Origin of the sequence: Kitasatospora sp. NPDC057940 (assembly GCF_042887425.1) — a bacterium.
Classification (GTDB): domain Bacteria; phylum Actinomycetota; class Actinomycetes; order Streptomycetales; family Streptomycetaceae; genus Kitasatospora.
In genome coordinates this window covers 128,697-151,946 of the sequence record NZ_JBHVPH010000008.1, presented here as the reverse complement: position 1 = coordinate 151,946, position 23,250 = coordinate 128,697, and the positions used below count along the sequence as shown (strand labels likewise).

General features: G+C 76.1%; 12 protein-coding genes and 1 riboswitch. Of the genes, 3 read left to right on the top strand and 9 right to left on the bottom strand.

Going from position 1 to position 23,250, the window contains the following annotated elements:
- Nucleotides 1-3: 3 nt before the first annotated feature.
- The 5 genes from ACFVTF_RS15695 to ACFVTF_RS15675 form a co-directional block, all read right to left on the bottom strand.
- Nucleotides 4-1,173, bottom strand: a complete 1,170-nt coding sequence (locus ACFVTF_RS15695; RefSeq protein WP_387813917.1) for an AAA family ATPase — start codon at nt 1,171-1,173, stop codon at nt 4-6.
- Nucleotides 1,170-6,359, bottom strand: a complete 5,190-nt coding sequence (locus tag ACFVTF_RS15690; protein ID WP_387813915.1) for a hypothetical protein — start codon at nt 6,357-6,359, stop codon at nt 1,170-1,172. The genes ACFVTF_RS15695 and ACFVTF_RS15690 overlap by 4 nt, the downstream gene beginning before the upstream one ends.
- Nucleotides 6,356-7,213, bottom strand: coding sequence for a DUF4132 domain-containing protein (locus ACFVTF_RS15685; protein ID WP_387813913.1), 858 nt, complete (start codon nt 7,211-7,213; stop codon nt 6,356-6,358). Before ACFVTF_RS15685 ends, ACFVTF_RS15690 begins: the two co-directional genes overlap by 4 nt.
- A gap of 191 nt (nt 7,214-7,404) precedes the next feature.
- Nucleotides 7,405-8,190 (bottom strand): ABC transporter ATP-binding protein, encoded by a 786-nt coding sequence (locus tag ACFVTF_RS15680; RefSeq protein ID WP_387813911.1) that lies wholly within the window; start codon nt 8,188-8,190, stop codon nt 7,405-7,407.
- A gap of 100 nt (nt 8,191-8,290) precedes the next feature.
- Nucleotides 8,291-9,307 (bottom strand): ABC transporter substrate-binding protein, encoded by a 1,017-nt coding sequence (locus ACFVTF_RS15675; RefSeq protein WP_387813909.1) that lies wholly within the window; start codon nt 9,305-9,307, stop codon nt 8,291-8,293.
- Nucleotides 9,308-9,412: 105 nt separating this feature from the next.
- On the opposite strand from ACFVTF_RS15675, the gene fhuB reads away from it, so the two are divergent.
- The 3 genes from fhuB (at nt 9,413) to ACFVTF_RS15660 (ending at nt 13,707) form a co-directional block, all read left to right on the top strand.
- Nucleotides 9,413-11,578 carry a Fe(3+)-hydroxamate ABC transporter permease FhuB gene (gene fhuB, locus ACFVTF_RS15670; RefSeq protein ID WP_387813907.1) on the top strand — a complete coding sequence of 722 codons (2,166 nt, stop codon included), beginning with the start codon at nt 9,413-9,415 and terminating at the stop codon, nt 11,576-11,578.
- A 21-nt stretch (nt 11,579-11,599) separates the two neighbouring features.
- Nucleotides 11,600-12,715, top strand: coding sequence for an enterochelin esterase (gene fes / locus ACFVTF_RS15665; RefSeq protein WP_387813905.1), 1,116 nt, complete (start codon nt 11,600-11,602; stop codon nt 12,713-12,715).
- Between the two features lie 64 nt (nt 12,716-12,779).
- A riboswitch (guanidine-III (ykkC-III) riboswitch) is annotated at nt 12,780-12,840 on the top strand.
- Between the two features lie 12 nt (nt 12,841-12,852).
- On the top strand, nt 12,853-13,707 hold the full coding sequence (locus ACFVTF_RS15660; protein WP_387813903.1) for an MBL fold metallo-hydrolase: 855 nt from the start codon (nt 12,853-12,855) through the stop codon (nt 13,705-13,707).
- Between the two features lie 24 nt (nt 13,708-13,731).
- Here ACFVTF_RS15660 and ACFVTF_RS15655 read toward each other — a convergent pair whose 3' ends face one another.
- From ACFVTF_RS15655 to ACFVTF_RS15640, 4 genes are read right to left on the bottom strand one after another with little or no spacing between them, the layout of a single operon-like run.
- Nucleotides 13,732-14,283 (bottom strand): Uma2 family endonuclease, encoded by a 552-nt coding sequence (locus ACFVTF_RS15655; protein ID WP_387813901.1) that lies wholly within the window; start codon nt 14,281-14,283, stop codon nt 13,732-13,734.
- A 47-nt stretch (nt 14,284-14,330) separates the two neighbouring features.
- Nucleotides 14,331-15,719 carry a DHA2 family efflux MFS transporter permease subunit gene (locus ACFVTF_RS15650; protein ID WP_387813899.1) on the bottom strand — a complete coding sequence of 463 codons (1,389 nt, stop codon included), beginning with the start codon at nt 15,717-15,719 and terminating at the stop codon, nt 14,331-14,333.
- On the bottom strand, nt 15,716-15,901 hold the full coding sequence (locus ACFVTF_RS15645; protein WP_387813897.1) for an MbtH family protein: 186 nt from the start codon (nt 15,899-15,901) through the stop codon (nt 15,716-15,718). Before ACFVTF_RS15645 ends, ACFVTF_RS15650 begins: the two co-directional genes overlap by 4 nt.
- On the bottom strand, nt 15,894-23,216 hold the full coding sequence (locus ACFVTF_RS15640; RefSeq protein ID WP_387813895.1) for an amino acid adenylation domain-containing protein: 7,323 nt from the start codon (nt 23,214-23,216) through the stop codon (nt 15,894-15,896). Before ACFVTF_RS15640 ends, ACFVTF_RS15645 begins: the two co-directional genes overlap by 8 nt.
- Nucleotides 23,217-23,250 lie beyond the last annotated feature (34 nt).

The window sequence follows — 23,250 nt, the reverse complement described above, 5'->3', positions numbered from 1 at the left end:
GCCTCATGCCTCCAGGGCCGAACGGAGGTCCCACAGGGTGCGCCAGGTGCCGGCGCCCTGTTCGGCGCGCCGACGGACCGGTCCGTCCCAGTAGCCGAGCAGTCGGGCGGCGTCGGCCGGGTCGTCCTTGCGCACGACGCCGATGAGCTGGCCGGGGAGGCGGCCGAGCAGGTCTCCGCCGTCGGGCAGGTAGGCGGCGGTGACGCCGAGCGCGGTGGCGACCGAGACGGCTTCCGCGGTGCTCATCACGGTGGACGGGCGCTCGACGTCCCAGCCTTCGGTGGAGCGGCCGGTGCGCAGGTCACGGAAGGCGGTGACGAGGGCCTCCAGGACGGCGTCGTCCACCGCGTAGGCGGCTCCGGCCCGGGCGACGGCGACGGTCGACTGCCGGCGGACGAGTTCGACCTCGGCGGCGAGGCTGGCGATCGGGCCGACCGTCTCGAAGTTGAACCGCCGCTTGAGCGCCGCGGACATCTCGCTGACGCCCTTGTCCCTCAGGTTGGCGGTGGCGATCAGGGTGAAGCCGGCGGCGGCGTGCAGCTGTCCGTCCGGGGTGCCGGCCAACTCGGGCACGGCGACCCGCCGTTCGGAGAGCAGGGAGACCAGCGCGTCCTGCACCTCGGGCAGGCAGCGGGTCACCTCCTCGACGCGGGCCACCGCCCCGGTGGTCATCGCGGTGAGCACCGGGGAGGGCACCAGAGCGTCCCGGCTGGGCCCCTTGGCGAGCAGGAGGGCGTAGTTCCAGCCGTACTTGAGCTGGTCCTCGGTGGTGCCGGCGGTGCCCTGGACGGTGAGCGCGCTGGTGCCGCAGACGGCGGCGGCGAGCAGTTCGGAGAGCATGGACTTGGCGGTGCCGGGCTCGCCGACGAGCAGCAGGCCGCGCTCCCCGGCGAGGGTGACGACGCAGCGTTCGACGAGGGCGCGCTCGCCGACGAACTTCTGCTCGACGGCGAGGCCGCGGCGGCCGGCCTTGAGCTTCTCGCCGTCGCTGCCCATGACGAAGGTGACGACGGCGCGCGGGGTGAGCCGCCAGCCGGGCGGGCGCGGGCCGGTGTCGTACGCGGCCAGGAACTCCAGTTCGGCGGCGTGCTTCTCCTCGGGCGGGATGATCTGCCGGCTCGCGGCGGCGGTGTCGGCACTCAGCGGCGTGCTGTTCGGCGGTGTGGCGCTCATCGGCGGGCCTTCCTGCGCTTGCTGGTCTGGAGCTCTTCGTAGCCGGGGGCGTCGCCGTCGAGGGTCCGCTGCCAGGCCCGGGCGAACAGCTCCGGGACGGGCAGGTGGGGCAGCGAGACGCGGTGGGTGGGCAGTTCGTAGAGCGCGGCCTTCCACGTCTCGGCGGGCAGGGCGGGGGACTTGGCCTCCTGCCAGCCGCCGGGCAGGAAGAGGGTGCGGCCGGCCCGGGCCCGCTTGGCCTCCAGCACCAGGTCGGTGGCGGCGAGTTCGGCGCGGGCACGCTTGAGCCTGGCCGGCTTCCAGCCCGTCCAGCGGGCGACGTTGCGGTCGGTGGGGTCGGGCAGGGCCAGCAGTTGGAGGTAGAGCACCGCGGCGTCCTCGCCGAGGCCGTGGGCCCGGGCCGCCTCGGCGACCAGGTCGGGGACGGTGAGCTGCGGATGCTGCAGCCAGGCCGCGGCGTCACCGGACGCGGCGGCGGAACTGACGGCGGGGCTGACGGCAGCGGGGCCCGCGGCGGCCGCCAGGCGCTCCACTTCGCCGCGCAGGACGGCCTCGATGGCGCCCCGCTCGGAGTCCAGCCAGTAGCCGGCGCCCAGCCCGCCGAGCAGTTCGAGCACCGGGTCGTCGGGGCCGGTGAGCCCGGCCGGGCGCAGCCAGACCCGCTCGTACTCGTCGTGGTACGGCGTCAGGACGAGGGCCGGGCCGCAGTCGACCAGCCCGGTCGGGCCGGCTCCGCCCACGGCCGGCAGGCCGAAGTGGGTGCGCAGGACGGCCGACATCGAGGCGCCCTTGGTGGTGTGGACGAGGTGGAGGTCGAGCAGCAGCTCCGGATCGGCGAGGCGGCTTCGCAGCGCGGCGGCGGGCGCGGGCAGCAACGGGCGCAGCGGGCTGTCGGCGGGCAGGTGGTAGGCGAGCCAGCGCAGGGCGTCGACGGCGCGGCCGAGGTCGCCGGGGGCGGGTGCGGCGCTCTGGTCCTCGGCGAGCAGCTGAGGGGTGGAGCCGCCGTCGTCGCTGAGCCGGAAGCCCGTGGTGCCGGTCAGCCAGGGGGTCTGTGCGGGGTTGAGCACCGCCTCGATGTGTTCGATCCGCGCGCCCGTGACGGTGGCCTGGGCGGCCTCGGGGAGGGTGACGAGCCGGCCGAAGTGCCGGATCCAGGCGGCGGCGCCGGCGTCGACGTCGGGGCCCTCCGTCCAGAGGGTCTTGGGGTCGGCGGGCAGCAGAGCGCCCCAGACGTCGGCGAGGGCGCTCCGGTCGCGGCCGCGCAGCCAGTCCCGGGCGGCCCTGGCCTCGGTGGACTTGAGGCCGTACTCGGCGAGACGGTCGGCGGACAGCACGGCGCTGTGCCACTGGAAGAGCCCGGGCGGCGGGCTGAGCAGCAGGGCGGCGCGGGCGGCGCCGATCCCGGTGAGCCCGCCGAAGGCGGTGGCACGGGCGGGCTGCCAGGGGACGCTGCCCCTCAGCGCGGCCACCCGCCAGAACTTGGCGATCCAGGCGGCGCTGACCCGCTCCTCGGTGCCGCGTTCCTTGACGGTGGTGAAGTGGGCGACGGGGCCGAACGCGCCGCTCGGGTCGTGGTCGACGGCGTACCACTGCTCCGTGCCCTCGTGGTGCCGGCGGTGGCCGAGGATGACGACGGTGCGGTCGCCGTGGCGCAGCACCTGCCCCTCGCGGGGGACGGCGGGCTGGCGGCGGTCGGTGCGGTCGGCGGGTTCGCCGAGGACGATCTCGCGCAGGGCGGCGCCGCGGTCCGCGAGCACTCCCTCGGTCAGTTCTCCGAGGAGCAGCACGAGGCTGGAGCGGTGGGCCGGTTCGGTGAGCGGGGCGGCCACCGCGTAGGCGAGGGTGTCGAGACGGCCGAGCAGGTGGAGCCAGCCGTGGTGGGTGTCGCCGTGTTGCAGGGTGACGGTGGCCGGGGTGCTCCAGCCCTCGCCGGTGGCGGTCGGCGGGTCGGCCAGGACGGCGGTGACGGCGCGCAGGTTGTTGAGCACCCGCCACCGGTCTCCGTCGCCCCAGTTGGGGCCGAAGCAGGCGACGTCGGGCAGGAGGGTGGTGACGGCCTCGCGCAGTTCGTGGTCACGGCCGTGCTCGGGCCGGTACTCGGCGGCCTCGGCCTTGGACGGCTTCTCGGCCTCCGGCTGCGGGACGAACCGGGCGGTCCGGTCGAGCAGGTCGGCGGCGGTGCGGGCGAGCCCGGCGACCCCGGCGAGCAGCAGCGGGTGGCTGATGCCGGGCAGGACGGTGCCGACCGCCTGAACGGGCAGGGCGCGGCGGGCGCCGCCGGAGCGGGCGAGCGGGCGCCGGACGCCCTGGGCGGTGATCCAGCGCTGCTCCTCCTCGGGCGCGGGCCGGCTGTCGGTCGGCCAGGCGGCGTCGATCAGGCGGGCGGCCTGCTCGGTGTCGACGCCCCGCAGGACGCGGGAGCCCGCCTCGTCGCGGGGCCGCAGGGCGTGCCAGTGGTCGAGCGGGGGGACGAGCGCGGTGCCGGCGGCGGCGAAGTCCCCCGGGCGGCAGGGGCGCAGGTCGATGCTGCGGTCGGTGTCCGTGGCCAGGTCGGGCAGGGTGAGGGCGAGGCCGCCGCGCTGCGCCTCGGTGACGACCGGTCGGGCCTGGCCGGGGAGGGTGAGGCGGCCGACCGGGACGTGGTCCGGGTGGCCGTCGGTGATCGGCAGGACGATGGCCTGTCCGTCGGCGGTCGTGGTGGTGACGGCGCGGCCGGGGTCGATCCGGACCCAGCTGCCGAGCACGGTGCCGTCGGTGCCGAGCGGCGTCTGCTCCAGTCCGGGCTGGAGCGGCAGCAGTCGGGCGCGAGCGGCGGGCAGCCAGCCGGCGGCCGCGGTGGCGGCGATCACCGGTGGTTCGGCGGCGCGGCCGAGGGCGCCGGTGTGCGGGTCGAGTTCGCGCAGGACGGCGCCGCCCTGGCCGTAGCGCAGCGTCCAGTGGCCGGTGCCGTCGCTGAGGACCCGGTGTTCGCCGGGCATCCGGGTGTCGCCGGGGTGCAGCGGGCGTTCGCCGGTGGTGCGGCCGCCGCCGGGCAGCGGGAGGGAGGGGGGCTCGGGATCCCGGTCGCCGTAGTAGTAGCCGGCGATGGACTCGCCGGTGAGTTCGATGACCTCGTCGGGCCGGCTGGACCAGTAGGCGTGCTGCTTTCCGTCCTGGTACCAGGCGACGAGGAGTTCGCCGTCGACGAAGCGCAGCCGGGGCTGGTTCCAGCGCTCCTTCGCCGGGGGCAGGCGCAGGGTGTGCTCCAGCAGGACGCCCTGCGGGCCGACCACGACGGCCTGGTCGTGGCGGGCGAGGATCAGGTGCGGCCAGGCGTCCTCGACGATCAGGCCGGTGAGGCGCCCGCCGTTGAGGCCGGGGGCGGCGGGCGACTCGGAGTCCGGTCCGGCGGAGTCGGGGTCCGCGGTGTCCGCAGGGTCCGCGGGGTCCGCGGGCTTGGCGGGGTCGGCCGGGTCGGTGAGCTTGGCCACGGCCTCTTCCAGGGCGGGCCAGCCGAGTTCGTCGAGGATGCCGGCGCCGAGCGCCCCGGCGAGCAGGCCGGTGACGTCGAGGGCGGCGATCCGCTCGGCGGCGGCCGGGGCGACGGCCCGCACGGCGGTGCGGTACGGGCTCAGCGACTGCACCAGGTCGGCGGCGGCGGCCAGGCCGCGGGCGGCGGTCAGCTCGTCGGCCCGGAGTTCGGCCCACTCCTCGAACAGGCGGCGCAGCAGCGGCAGGGCGGGCACCTGCCGCTTGACGGCGGTGTCCCAGGCGGGCGGGGTGGCGGCGAGCAGGGCGGGCCGGAAGCGCGGGTCGGCGGCGACGGCCGCGAGGCCGGTGCTGTCGGCGCCGCACTGGTCGACCCAGTCCTTGAGGTCGAACCGGTGGGTGGCCGACGGGTCGGCGACGGGCACGCCGTCGGCGAGCAGCTGGTCCAGCAGGTCGAGCTGCGTCCGGCTGCGGCGGACGTCGGTGTACAGGTCCACCGGGACCCCGTCGGCCCGCAGCCGCTCGGCCATCCGGCCGGCCAGGGCGACGGTGGCGGCGCAGCTGGGCCGGGAGCGCCAGCCGCGCCCGAGGTGGTGGCACCAGCGCTGGAGCCACGCGGCGGCAGGCTCGGCGCCCTCGGTGCGCGGGCCGGTGAGCAGCTGTTCGGCTCCGGTCTCGGCGAGCAGGTCGAGCCAGGCGGTGTCGTTCAGGGCGGTGTCGGTGCCGGCCGGGTCGGGCATCAGCTCCAGCAGGCGGGCCCGGACCGCCGGGTCGCGCCGGCCGAGTTCGGTCAGGGAGCCGTGCCAGGACTTCCAGAACGCGCCGGGCGCCCGGTTGACGCCCGGGGCGGCCAGCAGTTCGGCGAGCAGCGCCTGTTCGTGCTCGGCGCGGTCCAGCCCGGCGGCCTTGATCAGCGCGCGGGCGTCCTCGGCGACCCCGGCGTAGGGGGCCATGCCGGCGGCGGAGCGCTCGGTGCACAGCTGGCGGAAGCGCTGCCAGGCGGTCAGCGCGTCGAGCCGCCCGGCGAGCTCCTTGACGTACTGGCGCAGGGACTTGACGGTGAGCGCGCCGGCCAGGGCGAACTCCAGGAAGACGGCGCGCAGCCGTTCCTCGTCGACCGTCAGGCGGTAGGTGCGCTCGGCCTCGCGGGCCTTGCCGAAGTAGCTGGCGGCGTAGGTCTGGTTGCCGTGGGCGAGGAAGATCCGGCCGACCTCCTCGCAGAAGGTGGGCAGGAAGTGCGGCACGGCGCGGCCGAGACGGGCGGCCAGCTCCTCGAACCCGTCCTTGGCGGTGCCGGGCTTGGACCGGGCCTGGCGGGAGAGCCGTTCCATCTCCTTGACCAGGGCGAGCGCGTGGTGCCCGTTGGCCGGGTCGTGGACCAGCGCCCAGGCGGGGAAGCCGAGCGCCTCCTGGCGGACCTGGCCGACCTCGGCGGGCGCGCCGTCGGGGACCAGCCCGAGGAAGTCGACGGCGAGGTCCTCGGCCGGTCCGAGCGCGCCGGGGACCAGCCGGACGATCCGGCGCCCGTCGAGCGCGGGGTGGGTGTAGGCGCGGGCGGTGAGCACGTCGGCGGCGCTGTCGGGGCGGCCGGCGCCGGGCAGGGTGCCGGGCGGGAGCACGGCCCCCGCGTCGAGCAGCCGCTCGTGCGGCCCGGTGCCCTGGGCGGCCGCCCGGTCGGCGTCCTGAACGGCCCTCTGGTCGAGTCCGGTGGCGGTCATGCGGCGTCCTCCCCTTCGATGGTGCGGCCTGCGTACAGTGCGGCGGCCATCCGCATGCCCTCGGACCAGGCGATCGGGCCGACCTCGGCGAGCGGCAGCACCCGGCCGTCCGGGCCCGCCCAGCTGAGCGCGCCCGTCTCGCAGGCGTCGTACTCGTAGTAGTCGCCCACCCAGACGCGGGCCTCGACGGTGCGCCCCGCCTCCACCACGGGCTGGACGGCGGAGCCGCCGCGCACCCGGTGGCCGAGCCGGGCGCAGCGCCCGAGCAGCTCGCGCAGCTCCCGGTAGCGGCCGCCGGCGTAGGTGGCGACCTCGGTGCCGGCCGGCAGTTCGTCCGGCCGGTGCCAGACCTCCCGGTAGAGCTGCGGCACGCGCTGGGAGACGCCGATCTCGACGGCGAACTCGCGCAGGTCGTCGAGGTCCGGGAGCAGCACGGGGTGGGGTATCAGGATCTCGCCGTCGGTGAGCCGGACGGTGTCGCCGTCCAGGTCCACCAGGCCGATCCCGCGCTCGGCGTCCGCACCGCGCAGGAAGCCGGCGACGGCGCCGTCCGGGCCGGTGACCACCAGGTCGCGCAGGACGGCCTGCCAGGCCTCGTCCGCCCAGACCGCGGTCAGCACGGCGGCGGGCACCGGCAGCGAGCGGACCATCCACCGCTCGACGTCCTCCTGGCAGCGCCGCTCGTGCGCGGCCAGCCACTCGGTGAGCTGCCTGAGCTGGACGACCACCGGATCGTCACCGAGCTTCGACGGCAGGGACTTCAACTCGCGGCCCGCCGCGTTGCGGCAGACCACCTTGCCCTCCCCGTCGAGCGCGACGCGGTACCCTCCCGCGCCTGTTTCCACCCATGCCACGGACGTCTCCTCCCACCTGCCGGTTTGCGATGCGAGGAACGTAGCGAGGCCCACTGACAAAGCGGCGCCCGCGGAGGCCGTTCCGCGGCCTCCGGGGCGCAAACCCGTCGAACGAGTGAACGGGGCAGGCGACCCGCCGCCTGCCCCGCCACCCGTCTCCCGTCGCCCGTCAGGTCGGGCCTGACGTAGCGTCAACTCACTGGCGCCGCCCGGGGAACGATCACCGGCGCGCCGTCGCCGGGGGCGGCGAGCACGTCGCTGTCGATGTCGTACAGCGCGCGCACGAGCGGCGCGTCGACCACCTCGCGGGGCGGGCCGCAGGCCACCACCGAGCCGTCGCGCAGGGCGACGACCAGGTCGGCGTAGCGGGCCGCCGCCGCGAGGTCGTGCAGCACCATGACGACCGTCCGCCCGCCGGCGGCGACCTCCCGGACCAGCTCCAGCACCTCGACGGCGTGCCCGAGGTCGAGCGCGCTGGTGGGTTCGTCGAGCAGCACGACGGGCGCGTCCTGGGCGAGCACCATGGCGAGCCAGCAGCGCTGCCGCTGGCCGCCGGAGAGGCGGTCCAGCCGGCGGTCGGCGAGTTCCTCGACGCCGGTGGCGCGCAGCGCCCCGGCGGTGAGCCGCTCGTCGTCGGCCGACCACTGGCGGAAGAGCCCCTGGTGCGGGTGGCGGCCGTAGCGGACGAGTCCGGCGACGGTGACCGCCTCGGGGGCCTGCGGGCTCTGCGGGAGCAGCGCGACCCGGTGCGCGGCCTGGCGCGGCCGCAGCCGCCAGACGTCCTCGCCGCCGACCAGCACCCGCCCGCCCTCCGGCCGGTGCAGCCGGGCGACGGCCCGCAGCAGGGTGGACTTGCCGCAGCCGTTCGGGCCGACGACGGCCACCACCCGGCCGGCCGGGACGGTGAGGTCGACGCCGGCGAGCACCGGGCGGCCGGGGCCGTAGCCGGCGGTGAGGCCCTGGATCGTCAACTCCATCGCGGTTTCCTTCGGTTGGAGGGGGCTGCGGGCCGGCCGGCGAGGTGCCGGCCGGCCGGGCACGGGCCCGGACGAGGGCCCGACAGCGAACGCGGACCGGTCAGGAGGCGGCGAGCGCCTTGCCGATGTCGCCGATGACCACGTCGGCCGCGAGCGGCCCGCCGCGGGTGGACCAGACCGAACCGTCCACGGTGACGGCGTGCTTGTTCTTCACCGCGCCCAGCTCCTGGTAGGCGGGCTTGGACTGGACGTCCTTGAGCGCGGTCTTGCCGTCGTCGGTGAGGGTGGACAGGAACAGCCAGTCGCCGTCGATCTCGGCGAGCTTCTCCAGGCTGAGCGCCGGGCTGTGCGCGTTGCCGTCCTTGTCCTGCGCGGCCGGGCGGGTGAGGCCCATGTCGAGGGCGACGCCGCTGGCGAACTGCTTCTTCTCCATCCAGCTCGGCCCGGTCGGGTTCCAGCGGACGATGGAGACGGCCGCGCCCTTGTTCTTGCCGAGGTCTCCGCCGGCCTTGGCGGCCTTGGCCTCGTAGTCGGCGATCACCTTGTTGCTCTGGTCGAGCTTGTTGACGGCGTTTCCGATGCCGCGGAAGGCGAGCTTCCAGTCGTCGGTGGGCGCCATGGTGACGAGGGTGGCGGGGGTGATCTCGCGCAGCTGCTTGAGCATCTGCTCGTCCTGCATGTCGCCGGCCAGGATGAGGTCGGGCTTGGCGGCGATGACCTTGTCCATCACGGGCTGCAGCAGGTTGCCGACCACCGGGACGCCCTGGACCTTGTCCTTGAGGTAGGCGGGCGGCTCGTTGAGCCCCTGGCCGTTGGTGATGCCGACGGGCTTGACGCCGAGGGCGAGCACCGCGTCGAGGTCCTCCTGGGTGAGGGTGACGATCCGCTGGGGCGCGGCGGGGATCTCGACGGCCTTGCCGGTCGCGTCCTTGACGGTGCGCTTGCCACCGGCCGCGTCCGCAGCCGGGCTGCCGGCGGCGGAGGAGGAGCCCGCGGAGCCCGAGGAGGACCCGGAGGAGCCGCACCCGGCGAGCAGGAGGGCGGCCGCCCCGGTGACGGCCAGCGCCCGGGCCGCACGGCGGCGGACGGGGTGGAGCGGGCTCTGGGCGAACGGCATGGGTGCCTCCGGGCAGCGGTGGTACGGGGGTTGGGCGGCGTCCGGGCGACCCGGCACGATGACGGTGCCCACAGGACGATGCGCTCATTAGGTTAGCCTTACCTTATGACATTGTCGCAAGTGGGCGCCCCTCGGGAGTCCCGCACCGAGCCGGACGCCCCGCCGCCACCGACGCCACCGCGCGGGGACGGCCGCCGCGCCGCCTGGCCGATCGCCCTCGGCGCGGTCGCGGTCCTGCTCGCCCTCGCCGCGCTCTCGCTGTCCGTCGGCGCCGGAGAGGTCGGCCCCGGGCGGGTGCTGGACTACCTGTTGGACCGCCACGGCGCCCGCGCGGACGGCCGGCTCGCCCTCGTCGTCGGCGACCTGCGCCTGCCCCGCACGGCCACCGCCCTGCTGGTCGGCGCCGCGCTCGGGGTCGCCGGGGCGCAGTTGCAGTCCGTCACCCGCAACCCGCTCGCCGAGACCGGACTGCTCGGCGTCAACGCCGGCGCCTCGCTGGGAGTCGTGCTCGGCATCGCCGTGCTCGGCGTCCAGACCTCGTACGGGTACCTGGCCTTCGCCTTCGGCGGCGCCGTGCTCGCCAGCACGCTGGTGCTGCTCATCGCGGGCGCCCGGGGCGGGTCCCCGATGCGGCTGGTGCTCGGCGGCTCCGCGGTCGGCGCCACCTTCGGCGGGCTCACCGGCGTGCTGATCGTCAACTCGCCCGAGGCGTACGACCGGTACCGGGTGTGGGTGCTGGGCTCGCTGGCCGGGGTGGAGGGCTGGACGACGCTGCGCCAGCTCGCCCCGGTGCTCGGCGTGGGCTTCCTGCTCGCCCTGCTCGCCACCCGGCCGCTCACCGCGCTCGCGCTCGGCGACGACCTCGCCCGCGGCCTCGGCCACCGGCCCGGCGCCACCCGGGCCGCCGTCGCCTTCGCCGTCACCCTGCTGACCGCCTCGGCCGTCGCGCTGGCCGGCCCGATCTCCTTCCTCGGCCTGCTCGCCGGGTTCCTGGCGCGGGCCGTCGCCGGCCCCAGGGTCGGGCAACTCACCGTGCTCGCCGGACTGTTCGGCGCCGCCGTGCTCACCGGGGCCGATGTGCTGGCCCGGGTGGTGGCCCGCCCGTTCGAGGCGCCGGTGTCGGTGATCGTCTCCCTGGTCGGCGCCCCCGCGCTGATCGCGATCGTCCGCTCCCGCCGGACCGCCGCGCTCGGCATGGCCGACCCGGCCGAGGCCGCCCCCGTCCGGCGGTCCGAGCCGCCCGCGCCCAAACCCGACCTGGTGGTGCGGCGCGGCGCCTGGTCGCTGCTGCTCCCCCGCCGGGCACTGCTCGCCTCGCTCGCCCTGGCCGCGGCGCTGCTCGCCGTCGTCGTCGTGTCCGCCCACGCCGGGCAGAGCGAACTCGGCCTCGGCCGCACCCTCCAGGCCGTGTTCGGCTACGGCGACCGGCTGGACGTGCTGCTGGTGCAGAAGTTCCGGCTCGGCCGGATCGTCGCAGGGCTCGCCGCCGGCGCCGCCCTCGGCCTGGCCGGCTGCCTCACCCAGACCCTCGCCCGCAACCGCCTCGCCACCCCCGAACTGCTCGGCGTCAACGACGGCGCCACCGCCGCCGTCCTGATCTCCGCCACCGTCTCCGGTACCTTCGGCGCCTGGTGGGCCGGCCCGCTCGGCGCGCTGGCCGCCGTCCTGGTCGTCACCCTGGTCTCCGGCGGGCTCGGCGCGCAGGGCTACCGGGTGCTGGTCGTCGGCCTCGCGATGTCCGCGCTCGCCTCGGCCGTCATCCAGGTCGCGCTCGCCCGCCGCTCGCTCAACTCGGCCGGCTCGCTGTACGTCTGGACCTCCGGCAGCCTCAACGGGCGGGACTACGCCATCGCCACCCCGGTCCTGATCGGGCTGGCCGTGCTCGTGCCGCTCGCCCTGGCGGTGGCCCGGCGGCTGGCGGTGCTGCGCTTCGACGACAGCGTGGCCGCCTCGCTGGGCGTCGACCCGGGCCGGGTCCGGCTCGGCTGCCTGCTGCTGGCCGTCGCGCTGGCCGGGCTGGCCGTCGGCGTGTGCGGGCCGGTCGGCTTCGTCGCGCTGGCCGCGCCCGTGATCGCCGGGCGGCTGGCCGGGCCGGCGCGCGTGCCGGTCCTCGGCTCGGCGCTGACCGGCGCCGTCCTCGTCGTGCTCGCCGACACCGTGGGGCGGGTGCTGATCGGCGGGGTGGAGATCCCCGTCGGCATCGTCACCACCGTCCTCGGCGGCCCCTTCCTGCTCTGGGTGCTGCTCGGCCGCAAGGGCACCCCCGCCTAACCTCCCCGAGGAGTCCCGCAGATGGAAACCCTTCCCCTCGTCGAGCCCGATCCGGCCGACCCCGCCTACCGCCTGGTCACCTTCGTGCACGAGGACGCGTCGTGCGACGGCGTGCTCGCCCTCCTGCACACCGTCACCGACAAGGACCGGCACGCCGGCGACCTCGCCCCGCACCTGATGACCCGCCGCGACGACGGCCGCTGGTCGATCACCTACCGGCTGCGCGCCGACCACCGGGCGTCCTACCAGCTGTACCCGTTCCGGGGGGACGCCCCCGGCACCGCCCGGGCGGACTGGCTGCGCGTCCTCGACCACGCCCGCCCCGACCCGCACGACGCCGCCCCCCGGCTGCCCGCCCGCGACGGGCGCCACCCGTCGTCCGTGCTCAGCCTGCCCGACGCCCCCGCCCAGCCGTACGTCCGGCGGCGCGACGGCGTGCCGCGCGGGCGGACGGTGGCCCACGAGGTGGCCGGGCGGCGGGTGGACGTCCACCTCCCCGCCGGGGGCGGGCCCTCCGCCGGCGGCGGGCCGTTCGCGGTGGCCGTGCTGCTGGACGGCGAGATGTGGGGCGAGGTGCTGTCGGTCGGCGACACCCTCGACAACCTGACGGCGGACGGCGCCATCCCGCCCACCGTCGCCCTGCTCGTCCACACCATGGGCCCCTGCCGGCCCGACGACCTCAGCTGCAACCCGGCCTTCGTCGACCTCCTCGCCGACCGCCTCCTCCCCTGGGCGGCGGCGGAGTTCGGCACCACCACCGACCCGGCCGACACCGTCATCGCCGGCCAGAGCGCGGGCGGCCTCACCGCCGCCTTCGCCGCGTTCCGGCGCCCCGACCGCTTCGGCGGCGCGCTCTGCCAGTCCGGTTCCTTCTGGTGGCCGGACGAGACCGAGTTCGACGAGGGCAGTGAGTGGCTGACCCGCCAATTCGCCCGCGAGCAGCGGCGGGAGGCCCGGTTCTACGTCGAGGTCGGCCTCCAGGAGTGGATGCTGCTCCCGCAGAACCGCCACCTGCGCGACGTCCTCACCGCCCGCGGCTACGACCTCGCGTACCGCGAGTTCAACGGCGGCCACGACTACGCCTGTTGGCGCGGCGGGCTGGCGGACGGACTGGCGCACCTGCTCGGGGCTGCCTGACGGTCCCCACCGGATCGGCGGACCGGCGCGCGGCGACGGGGGCGTGCTAGCGTCCCGGTGGCGGCGCGCCGGTGACCGCCCCGGACGAGATGTGCGCCGTACCCGGCCCGCCAAGACGACGCACCGAAGGAGACGTCATGGCCGCCGGTGCCCCGATCGCCCGTCCGCTCGACGTGCGGTGGATCCACGGGTCCCCGTCCGCGAAGCACAACGCGGACCCGGACATCCAGGTCCACGCGTACGACGAGCACACCGTCATCCTGCGGCAGAACAAGGCGGTCAACTACGAGGCGCCGTTCCTGTTCCTGCTGTTCGGGGGCGAGCGGGCCGTCCTGATCGACACCGGGGCCACCGCCTCCGCCGCGTACTTCCCGCTGCGCACCGTGGTCGACGGGCTCATCGACCGGTGGCTCGCCGACCACCCCCGCGACGGCTACGGACTGCTCGTCCTGCACACCCACCCGCACGGCGACCACGTCGCGGGCGACGGACAGTTCGCCGACCGGCCCGCGACGACCCTGGTCGGCGCCGACCCGGCCACGGCCTGGCCGTACTTCGGCTTCGACCAGGACCCGGACGCCGTCGCGCGGGTGGACCTGGGCGGCGGCCGGGTGCTCGAATGCCTGGCCACCCCGGGCCACCACCCGGCGGCCGTCACCTACTACGACCCGTGGACGGGCCTGCTGCTCACCGGCGACACCGTCTACCCGGGCCGCCTCTACATCGACGACTGGCCGGCCTTCACCCGCACCGTCGACCGGCTGATCGACTTCGCCGAACGCCGCCCGGTGACGCACCTGCTCGGCTGCCACATCGAGATGACCCGCACCCCCGGCGTCGACTACCCCATCCGCACGACCCACCAGCCCGACGAGCCGCCCCTGCAGCTGACCGTCGGACACCTCCGGGCCATCCGCACCGCACTCGCCGACCTCGGCGACCGGCCGCGCCGGCACGCCCTGCCCGACCTGATCCTCTGGCCGAGCGCCTGAGCCCATCGGCCGGGCGCCCGGTGATCAGTCCTTGTACGGGACGAGCCGCGAGAGGTCCAGTTCGAAGCCGAACGGATCGGGAACCCTGATCGTCCCGCCGAACTCCCGCTCGGTCCTCGTGTGGTACCGGTCGTGGTTCGGCTCGGAGAACAGCGTGACCGTCTGCTGCCGCGGGTCCACGATCAGGTAGAGCGGGAAGCCCATGCGCGGGTAGTCGCGGACCTTCCCCGTCCAGTCGTTCTCGGGATTGGACGGGGAGACGATCTCGACCGCGATCAGGGCCAGCTCGGCGGGGATGTCGTGGCCGGCCAGGTCGATGACGTCCTCGGGCAGGTAGGTGAGGTCGGGATTGCGCACGGAGCCGACCTCGGGTGAGGAGAGGTCACTGTTCCCGGTGGGGAAGTAGCCGGGAGGGCAGTGCGCCTCGAACTGGCGTTGGACCAGCGCGAGGTTCAGCTGGTGGACCGACGACGGTGACGCCTGCATGACGATGATGTCGCCGGACAACTCCACCTTGTAGCCGTCCGGGAGACTGCGCCGGGCCTCTTCGAGAAGACGGTAGTGCTCGGGGTTCATGGGCTCTCCTCCAGTGCTCCGGCCACCGTACGGCAGCCGGAGCCGATTCAGGGTCCCGGCGCCTCCCGGGGGAGGCGGGTGGTGAGGAGGGTGCCGGCCGCGACCAGGGCGGCGGTGAGCAGGAGGGCGAGGCGGTAGGGGCCGGGTGAGCCGCCGTCGGTGTCCAGGGCGCCGATGAGGGCGGCGGTGGCGGCGATGCCGAGGGCGCCGCCGAGGGTTCGGACGATGGTGAACAGGCCCATGGCGCGGCCCATCGCGGGCCCGGGGACGTCGGCGAAGCCGGCGATCTGGACGGTGAGCACGGCGGTGCCCAGGACGAGCCCGACCGCGAACATCAGCGCCCGTACGGCCCAGGGGTTCTCGGCGAAGCCGAGGGCGGCCAGGACGAGGGCGGCGAGCAGCAGCGCGGGCAGCGCGAGGCGGCGGGGGCCGAACCGGGGCAGCAGGCGGTCGACCACCTGGGAGGCGGCCATCAGGCCGATCGCCTCGGGGAAGACGCTCAGCCCGGCGTCGAGGGCCGAGGCCCCGAGGGCGGCCTGGTAGAGCAGCGGGAGGACGAACAGCGCGCCCATCAGGCCGGCCGAGGTGAGCAGGGCCAGCCAGGTGGCGGTGCCGAAGGTGCGGTCGGCGAGCTGCCGCAGGTCCACCAGCGGTTCGGCGGCGCGGAGTTGGTGGCGCACGGCGATGCCGAGCAGGACGAGGCCGGCCACGCCGCTGAGCGCCACTCCCGGCGAGGACCAGCCGTGCGCCGGGCCGAAGCCGAGCGCGTAGGTGAGCAGTCCGAGGCCGGGGGTGGCGAGCAGGAAGCCGGTGGTGTCGAAGCGGCCGGCCGGGGGCTCGTCCGCCGCGCGCAGGCCGACGAGCCCGGTCACGACGGCCGCGACCCCGATCGGCACGTTGACCAGGAACAGCCAGTGCCAGGAGAGGTGTTCGGTCAGGAGGCCGCCGAGCGGCGGGCCGAGGGCGGGCATCAGGGCGGTCGGGACGATCAGGATCCGGCTCAGGCCGGCCCGTTCGTGCGGGGCGAAGGCCCGGAACAGCAGGGTCATCCCGACGGGGGTGAGCAGCCCGCCGGCCACGCCCTGGACGGCCCGCGCGGCGGCGAGCGAGCCGAGGCCGGGCGCGGCGGCGCACAGGGCGGAGGCGAGGGTGAACGCGGCCAGCGAGCCGAGGAAGACCCGTTTCACGCCGAACCGGTCGCCGAGCCAGCCCGCCACCGGCAGGCCGACGGCGAGGCCGACCAGGAAGGCCGTCTCGACGGCGTTGGCGGCCGAGACGGGCCGCCCGAAGTCCTCGGCGATGGTGAACAGCGCGGGGTTGACGATGGTCGAGTCCAGGCCGTTCATGCACATCGCGGCGGTGTAGACCACGACCACCGCGGCGCGCCCCGCGAGCAGGGGGCGCGCCGGGGCGGCCTCGACGGCCGGAGGGGTCACAGGTCGGTCCAGTGGGCGGTGATCCACTGCACGGCGTCGGCGCGCTCGCACGGGCCGTGGGAGACGTTCCAGCCGGCCGGGACGGCGGCGAAGGCCGGCCAGAGCGAGTGCTGGCCCTGGTCGTTGACGAGGGCGAGGAACTCGCCCTCGCCGTCGAAGGGGTTGGCGGGGGCGTCACTCATCGGAGGACTTCTCCAGGTGGTCGGTGATCACGCGGGCGATGTGCGCGATCGGGGCGGGCAGGGTCATGTCCTTGTGCGAGCAGGCGACGTCGGTGTTGTCGATGCGGCCGGACACGTACGGGGTCCAGAGTTCGGGCACCAGGGTCTCGTCGATGGTGTCGACGGTGGCGCGGAAGAACAGCACGTCGCCGTCGAAGGGGCGGTGGTCGTGGCCCCGGACGAGGTGGTTGGTGTTGAGGTAGATCCGGTTGAGGGCGGCCACGGTGGCGTCGTCGAGTCCGGCCAGCGGGCTGCCCTCGCGGCGCAGCAGCTCGGTGACGGCGGCGAGTTCGAGCGGCCGCCCGGCGAGGTCCTCGGGGCCGTAGCCGCCCATGGTGAGCAGCGCCTCCAGCGCCTCGGCCTGGTCGGGGACGGGCAGGTCGCGGAAGCCCTCGGCGGGGTAGGCGTCCAGGATCGCGAGCAGTTCGACGGCGTGGCCGAGGTCCTGGAGCCGGACGGCGACGGCGTGCGCGATGATCCCGCCGGTGGACCAGCCGAGCAGCCGGTACGGGCCCTCGGGCTGGACCTCGCGCAGCCGGTCGACGTAGTGCGCGGCCAGTTCGTCCAGGGTCTGCGGCAGGGGCCGGGCCGCCGTGGCGGCGCCGACGCCCTGGGCCTGGAGGCCGTAGATCGGCAGGTCGGCGGGCAGGTGGCGGATCAGGCCGGTGTAGCACCAGCTGAGGCCGCCGGCGGGGTGGACGGCGAACAGCGGGGTACGGCGTCCGGGCGCGGCGGGCCGCAGCGGGAGCAGGACGTCCAGCGCGTCGGCGTCCTGCGAGCCGGCCGCCAGGGCCGTGTCGAGGGCGGCGACGGTGGGCGACTGGAACAGGGTGCCGATGCCGACGTCCAGGCCGAGCAGTTCGCGGATCCGCCCGGCGAGGCGGACGACCAGCAGCGAGTGGCCGCCGAGGGCGAAGAAGTCGTCGTCGACGCCGACCGTCGCGACGCCCAGCACCTCGGCGAAGAGTTCGCACAGCTGCTGTTCGCGCGGGGTGCGCGGCGGGCGTCCGGCGCCGGTGGCGGGCGCGTCGGGGGCGGGCAGGGCGCGGCGGTCGAGCTTGCCGTTGGCGGTGAGCGGCAGCCGGTCGAGCAGGACGACGGCGGAGGGCACCATGTGGGCGGGCAGCTCGGCGGCGGCGTGGGCGCGCAGGTCCTCGGGGGTGGGGGCGGCGGCGCCGTTCGACTCCTCGGGGCCCGCCGTGGTGACGGCGTAGCCGACCAGTCGCTTGTCGCCCGGGGCGTCCTCGCGGACGACCACGGCGGCGTCGGCGACGCCCGGGTGGGCGGCCAGCACGGCCTCGATCTCGCCGAGTTCGATCCGGAAGCCGCGCAGCTTCACCTGCTGGTCGGCGCGGCCGAAGTACTCCAGGACGCCGTCGGCACGGCGGCGGGCGAGGTCGCCGGAGCGGTACATCCGGGTGCCGCGTTCGCCGAACAGTTCGGCGTACGGGTCGGCGACGAAGCGTCCGGCGGTGAGGTCGGGGCGGCCGAGGTAGCCGCGGGCCAGGCCGGCCCCGGCGACGTACATCTCGCCGGTGACGCCGGGCGGGACGGGCTGGAGGTGCTGGTCCAGGACGTAGACCCGCAGGTCGGGGATGTTGACGCCGATGGTGCTGCTGCTTCCGGCGGCGGCGGTGGCCCGGTCGAGGGCGATGTAGGAGACGTGCACGGTGGTCTCGGTGATGCCGTACATGTTGACCAGGGTGGGCGCGTCCTCCGGGTGGCGGGCGTACCAGTCGTCGAGCCGGGCCAGTTCGAGCGCCTCGCCGCCGAACACCACGTAGCGCAGGGCGAGTTCGGAGCCGGGGCGGTCCCGGTCGGCGGCGCTGAGCTGGTAGAAGGCGGACGGGGTCTGGTTGAGCACGGTGACGCGTTCGCGGGCGAGCAGGTCGAGGAAGGCCGCCGGGTCGCGGCTGACCAGGTGCGGGACGACGACCAGGCGGCCGCCGTGCAGCAGGGCTCCCCACAGCTCCCAGACGGAGAAGTCGAAGGCGTAGGAGTGGAAGAGGGTCCAGACGTCGTCGGCGCCGAAGCCGAACCAGTGGTCGGTGGAGCTGAACAGCCGGACCACGTTGTGGTGGGTGACGGGGACGCCCTTGGGCCGGCCGGTGGAGCCGGAGGTGTAGATGACGTAGGCGGTGTCCTCGGCGCGCAGCGGGCGGGTGCGCTCGTGCCGGGCCAGCGGGGTGGCCGGGTGGGCGGCCGACTCCGGGCCGTCGACGAGCAGTTGGGGCACCTGGTGGGCGGGCAGCCGGGGCGCGGTGGCGCGGTCGGTGAGCAGGGCGGCGGGGGTGGCGTCGGCCAGCATGTAGGCGAGGCGGTCGGCCGGGTAGTCGGGGTCGAGCGGCAGGTAGGCGGCGCCGGACTTGGCCACCGCGAGGAGGGCGACGACGAGTTCGAGCGAGCGCGGCAGGGCGAGGGCGACGATGGTGCCGGGGCCGATGCCGTTGGCGGCCAGCAGCCGGGCCAGGCGGTCGGCGCGGGCGGCGAGCTCGGTGTAGTCGAGCTGCTCGTCAGCGCAACTGACGGCGACGGCCCGCGGGTTGGCGGCGGCCGCGGCCTCGAACAGCTCGGCCAGGGTGGCGTCCGGGGCCGAGGTGTGCGGAGTCGAGGTGTGCGGAGCCGAAGTGTGCGCGGCCGAGGTGTCCGGAGTCAGGACGTGCGGCGCCGACGTGTGCGGGGTGCCGTTCCACTCGACGAGGGCGCGCAGCCGCTCCTCCTCGCCGATCAGCGGGAGCCGGCCGATCGCGGTGTCGGGGGCGGTGGCGGCGGCGGTGAGCAGCCGGGCGAGACGGGTGGCGAGCCCTTCGACGGTGGCGGCGTCGAAGAGGTCGGTGCGGTACTCCAGGAAGCCGCCGATGCCGCCGCCGGGGAGCTCGCCCGCGTTGAGGGTGAGGTCGAACTTGGCGGTGCCGCTGGGGACGGCGGCGATCCGGGCGGTGAGGCCGCCGCCCAGCGGGTGGGGCTCGTCGGGGCGGCTCTGCCAGGCGAGCATCACCTGGAACAGCGGGTGGCGGGCGAGGGAGCGCGGCGGGTTGAGCTCCTCGACCAGGCGGTCGAAGGGCAGGTCGGCGTGCTCGTGGGCGGCGAGGACGGTGCCGCGGACCTTGCCGAGCAGCTCGCGGAAGGTCGGGTCGCCCGAGGTGTCGGTGCGCAGGACCACGGAGTTGACGAAGTAGCCGACCAGGTCGGCGGTCTCGGGGTCGTCGCGGCCGGCGACCGGGGTGCCGACGGGGATGTCGGTGCCGCAGCCGTGCCGGGTGAGCAGGGCGGCGAGTCCGGCCTGGACGGCCATGAAGACGGTGCCGCCGGCCGACCGGGCGAGCTCGGCGAGGGCGGCGTGCGCCTCGGCGTCGAGGGTGAAGGGCACGGTGGCGCCGTGGTGGCCGGCGACGGCGGGGCGCGGGCGGTCGGTGGGCAGTTCCAGCTGGTCGGGCAGGCCGGCCAGGGCGGTGCGCCAGTACTCCGACTGCCGCGCGGCGAGCGGGCTGGGCGCCTCGGTGGTGCCGAGCAGCTGCCGCTGCCAGGCCGTGTGGTCGGCGAACTGCACAGCGGGCGCCGGGAGTTCCGGTGCGCGGCCGGCCAGCCGGGCGGTGTAGGCGGCGGCAAGGTCGCGGACCAGCGGGGTGGTGGAGGCGCCGTCGCTCGCGATGTGGTGGAGCAGCAGGAGCAGGGTGTGTTCGGCCGGGCCGTGGGTGAACAGGGTGGCGCGCAGCGGCGGCCGACCGGTGAGGTCGAAGGCGTGCCGGACGGCTTCGGCGAGCTCGGTGCCGTCGTGCAGGTCGACGGGCGCGGCGGGCAGCACCCGCTGGTACGGCGTGCCGTCCGGCTCCTCGCCGTAGACCGTGCGCAGCACCTCGTGCCGGGCGGTGAGGTCGCCGAGGGCGAGGGTGAGGGCGGTCCGGTCGAGCGGGCCGGTGAGGGTGAGGGCGAGCGGGATGTTGTAGGTGGGGCTGGGGCCCTGGAGCCGGTGCAGGAACCACAGGCCGCGCTGGGCGGGCGACAGCGGCATCCGTTCGGTGCGCGGCACGGGCACCAGCGCGGGGCGGGCCTCGGGCTCGCCGCCGGGGTGCGTGTCGAGCAGGGCGGCGAGGGCGGCCGGGGTCGGGTGGCGGAAGACGTCGGCGAACCCGACGGCGGCGGCGAAGGTCTCGCGCAGCCGGGCCGCGAGGCGGCCGGCCAGCAGCGAGTGGCCGCCGAGGTCGAAGAAGGAGGCGTCCCGCCCGGGTGCCTGCGGCAGGTCGAGGACGTCGGCGAACAGCCCGCAGACCAGTTCCTCCTGCGGCGTGGCCGGGGCCGTGCCGGGCTCGGCGGCGGCGGGCTCGGGCAGGGCGCGGTGGTCGAGCTTGTCGTGGGCGGTGCGCGGCAGTTCGTCGAGGACCAGGACGGCGGCCGGGACCATGTGTCCGGGCAGCCGGGCGGCGAGGGCGGCCCGCAGCGCGGCCGGGTCGAGGGCGACGCGGGGGGCGGGGGCGGGCTCGGCTGCGCCCCCGGTGACGGTCTCGGGGACGGCCTCGGACTCGGGAGCCGCCTCGGGAAGGGCCTCCGGGACGACGTACCCGAGCAGCCGCTTGCCCTGCGGACCGGAGCGGGCGATCACCACGGCCTGGGCGACGCCCGGCAGTTCGGCGAGGACGGCGGCGATCTCGCCGGGCTCGATCCGGAAGCCGCGGATCTTCACCTGGTCGTCGGCGCGGCCGAGGAATTCCAGGGTGCCGTCCGGTCGGCGGCGGGCGAGGTCGCCGGTGCGGTACATCCGGTCGCCGGGCGGGCCGAACGGGTCGGCGAGGAAGCGCTCGGCGGTGAGGTCGGGGCGGCCGAGGTAGCCGCGGGCCAGGCAGGCCCCGGCGACGTACAGTTCGCCGGCGACGCCGTCGGGCGCGGGGCGCAGCGAGCCGTCGAGGACGTAGGCGCGGGAACCGCGCACCACCCGGCCGACCGGGGCGCCGTCCGGGCCGGGCGTCCAGGCGTAGGCGTCGACGGTCGTCTCGGTCGGGCCGTAGAGGTCGATCGGGTGCAGGCCGGGTGCGGCGGTGAGGCGCTGCCAGAGGGCGGGCGGGGTGGCCTCGCCGCCGACCGCGATGACCGCCGGGCGGTGCCACTCCTCGTCCAGGATGCCTTCGGAGAGCAGGACTTCGAGGTAGGAGGGGGTGACGTCGAGGTAGTCGACGCGCTCCCGGTGCAGGTGGCCGGCCAGGGCGGCCGGGTCGCGGTAGGTGGCATCGTCGAGCAGGTGCAGCTCGTGGCCGTGGACCATCCACAGCACCGGGTCCCAGGAGGCGTCGAAGGCGAACGAGGCGCTGTGGGCGACGCGCAGGCGCTCGCGGCCGGTGCGGCGCACGGCCGGGGCGATGTGGTCCTCGCCGTGGCCCGCGTACAGGTTGGCCAGCGAGGCGTGGGTGACGACGACGCCCTTGGGGCGGCCGGTGGAGCCGGAGGTGTGCAGCACGTAGGCGGCGTGGTGGGGCCGGGGGGCCGGGGGCGCGGTGGCGGGCTCGGCGTCCGCGTCCCCGGGAAGAACGGCGGGCAGGCCGGCCGGCAGGTCCAGTTGGGCGAGGGCCTCGGCGGTGCCGACCGCGCAGACCGGGCGGGCGTCGTCCAGGACGGCGGCCAGGCGCTGCCGGGGGTGGGCGAGGTCGAGGGAGACGCAGGCGCCGCCGGCCTTGAGCACGCCGAGCATCGCGACCAGGGTGTCCACGCCGCGCGGCAGGGCGAGCGCGACCGGCGCACCGGCGCGCACGCCGAGGGCGATCAGGCGGTGGCCGAGGCGGTTGGCGGCGGCGTCCAACTCGGCGAAGGTGAGGGCGACTTTGCCGCTGCGGACGGCGACGGCGGCCGGGGTGCGGGCGGCCTGCGCGGCGAACAGCTCGGGCAGCGTGCGGTCGAGCGGCGGCTCCGCGCGGCCGGCGGTGGCGCGGCGCAGGCCGTCCGGGTCGAGCAGGTCGATCCGGGCGATGGGCGTCTGTGGGGCGGTGAGCAGCAGGTCGGCGAGGGCGTCGAGGTAGCGCAGCAGCCCGTCCCGGTGGGCGGCGAGCGAGGTGGCGTCGTGGCGGGCGGGGTCGGCGTCCAGGACGAGGCGCAGCGCGCCGCCGGGGGCGGGCGAGACGCCGACGGCGAGGTCGTCGACGGGCCCGGCGGCGAGGTTGCGGACGACGCCGGGCAGGCCGGCCAGGTCGAGATCGCCCTCGAAGGCCTTGATGTTGACCATCGGGCCGAACAGGGCGCGCCGCTCGCCGGTCAGCCCGAGGTCGCGGCGCAGGTCCTCCAGCGGGTAGCGCTGGTGGCGGCGGACGGCGCGCAGTTCGCGGACCACCCGGCGCAGCAGCGCCTCGGCGCTGTCGGCGGGGCGGACGGCCAGGCGCAGCGGGAGGACGTTGGCGGCGGCGACGGGGGTGCGCAGGGCGGCCGGTCCGCGGCGGTTGGCGAGCGGCAGGCCGAGCACGACGTCCTCGGTGCCGGCCAGGCGGTGCAGGTAGCCGGCGGTGGCGGCGAGGAGCAGTTCGGCCCAGGTGGCGCGGGCGGTGGCGGCGGCGCGCTCCAGGCGGTCGCGGGTGCCGGCGGGCAGCTCGGCGGTGAGGCGCAGGGGGGCCTGGGACGGGGTCGCGGACGGCGCGGGCACCGGGCTGCCCGGCAGGGTCGCCGGGGTGTCGGCGCCGGCCAGGCGGTCGGCCCAGTAGGCGCGGTCGGCCGGGTACTCCTCGCCGTCCCGGTAGGCGGCCTCCTCGGCGGCGACCTCGGCGAGGGTGGCGAACGGGCGCGCGGCGGGCTCGGTGCCGGTGGCGTGCGCGGTGTACAACTCGGCGAGGCGCTCGCCGAGGAGGTTCAACGCGTAGGCGTCGACGGCGAGGTGGTGGATCCGCCGGTACCACTGGTACCGGTCGTCGGCGAGGCGGATCAGCGCGTGGGTGAACAGCGGGCCCTCGGCGAGGTCGGCCGGGCGGGCGAGGTCGGCGCGCATCCAGGCCTCGGCCTCGGCGGCCGGGTCGTGCGCGGCGCGCAGGTCGAGGTGGTGCAGCGGCCAGCGGCGGCCGGGGCGCGGCTGCTGGCGGGGCGTGCCGTCCGGGTCGGTGACGACGACGGCGCTCAGCGCCTCGGCCTCGTCGACCGCCTGCCGCAGCGCGTCCTCGAACCGGGCCTCGTCGAGCGGGCCGGTGATCTCGACGGCGTCGCCGGTGTTGTAGACCGGGCTGTCGGGGTCGAGTGACTGCGCGTACCAGATGGCGGCCTGGGCGGCGAGCAGCGGGACATCGACGGCCTGGGTTTCGACGGCAGGCATGGTTCGGGGTGCTCCTCGGGGTCCGGCGAACGAA

Bases quoted from the DNA above. Each gene is read 5' to 3' on its own strand.
- ACFVTF_RS15695 (WP_387813917.1), bottom strand. From the start codon at position 1,173: ATGAGCGCCACACCGCCGAACAGCACGCCGCTGAGTGCCGACACCGCC.
- ACFVTF_RS15690 (WP_387813915.1), bottom strand. From the start codon at position 6,359: ATGACCGCCACCGGACTCGACCAGAGGGCCGTTCAGGACGCCGACCGG.
- ACFVTF_RS15680 (WP_387813911.1), bottom strand. From the start codon at position 8,190: ATGGAGTTGACGATCCAGGGCCTCACCGCCGGCTACGGCCCCGGCCGC.
- ACFVTF_RS15675 (WP_387813909.1), bottom strand. From the start codon at position 9,307: ATGCCGTTCGCCCAGAGCCCGCTCCACCCCGTCCGCCGCCGTGCGGCC.
- fhuB (WP_387813907.1), top strand. From the start codon at position 9,413: ATGACATTGTCGCAAGTGGGCGCCCCTCGGGAGTCCCGCACCGAGCCG.
- fes (WP_387813905.1), top strand. From the start codon at position 11,600: ATGGAAACCCTTCCCCTCGTCGAGCCCGATCCGGCCGACCCCGCCTAC.
- ACFVTF_RS15660 (WP_387813903.1), top strand. From the start codon at position 12,853: ATGGCCGCCGGTGCCCCGATCGCCCGTCCGCTCGACGTGCGGTGGATC.
- ACFVTF_RS15655 (WP_387813901.1), bottom strand. From the start codon at position 14,283: ATGAACCCCGAGCACTACCGTCTTCTCGAAGAGGCCCGGCGCAGTCTC.
- ACFVTF_RS15645 (WP_387813897.1), bottom strand. From the start codon at position 15,901: ATGAGTGACGCCCCCGCCAACCCCTTCGACGGCGAGGGCGAGTTCCTC.
- ACFVTF_RS15640 (WP_387813895.1), bottom strand. From the start codon at position 23,216: ATGCCTGCCGTCGAAACCCAGGCCGTCGATGTCCCGCTGCTCGCCGCC.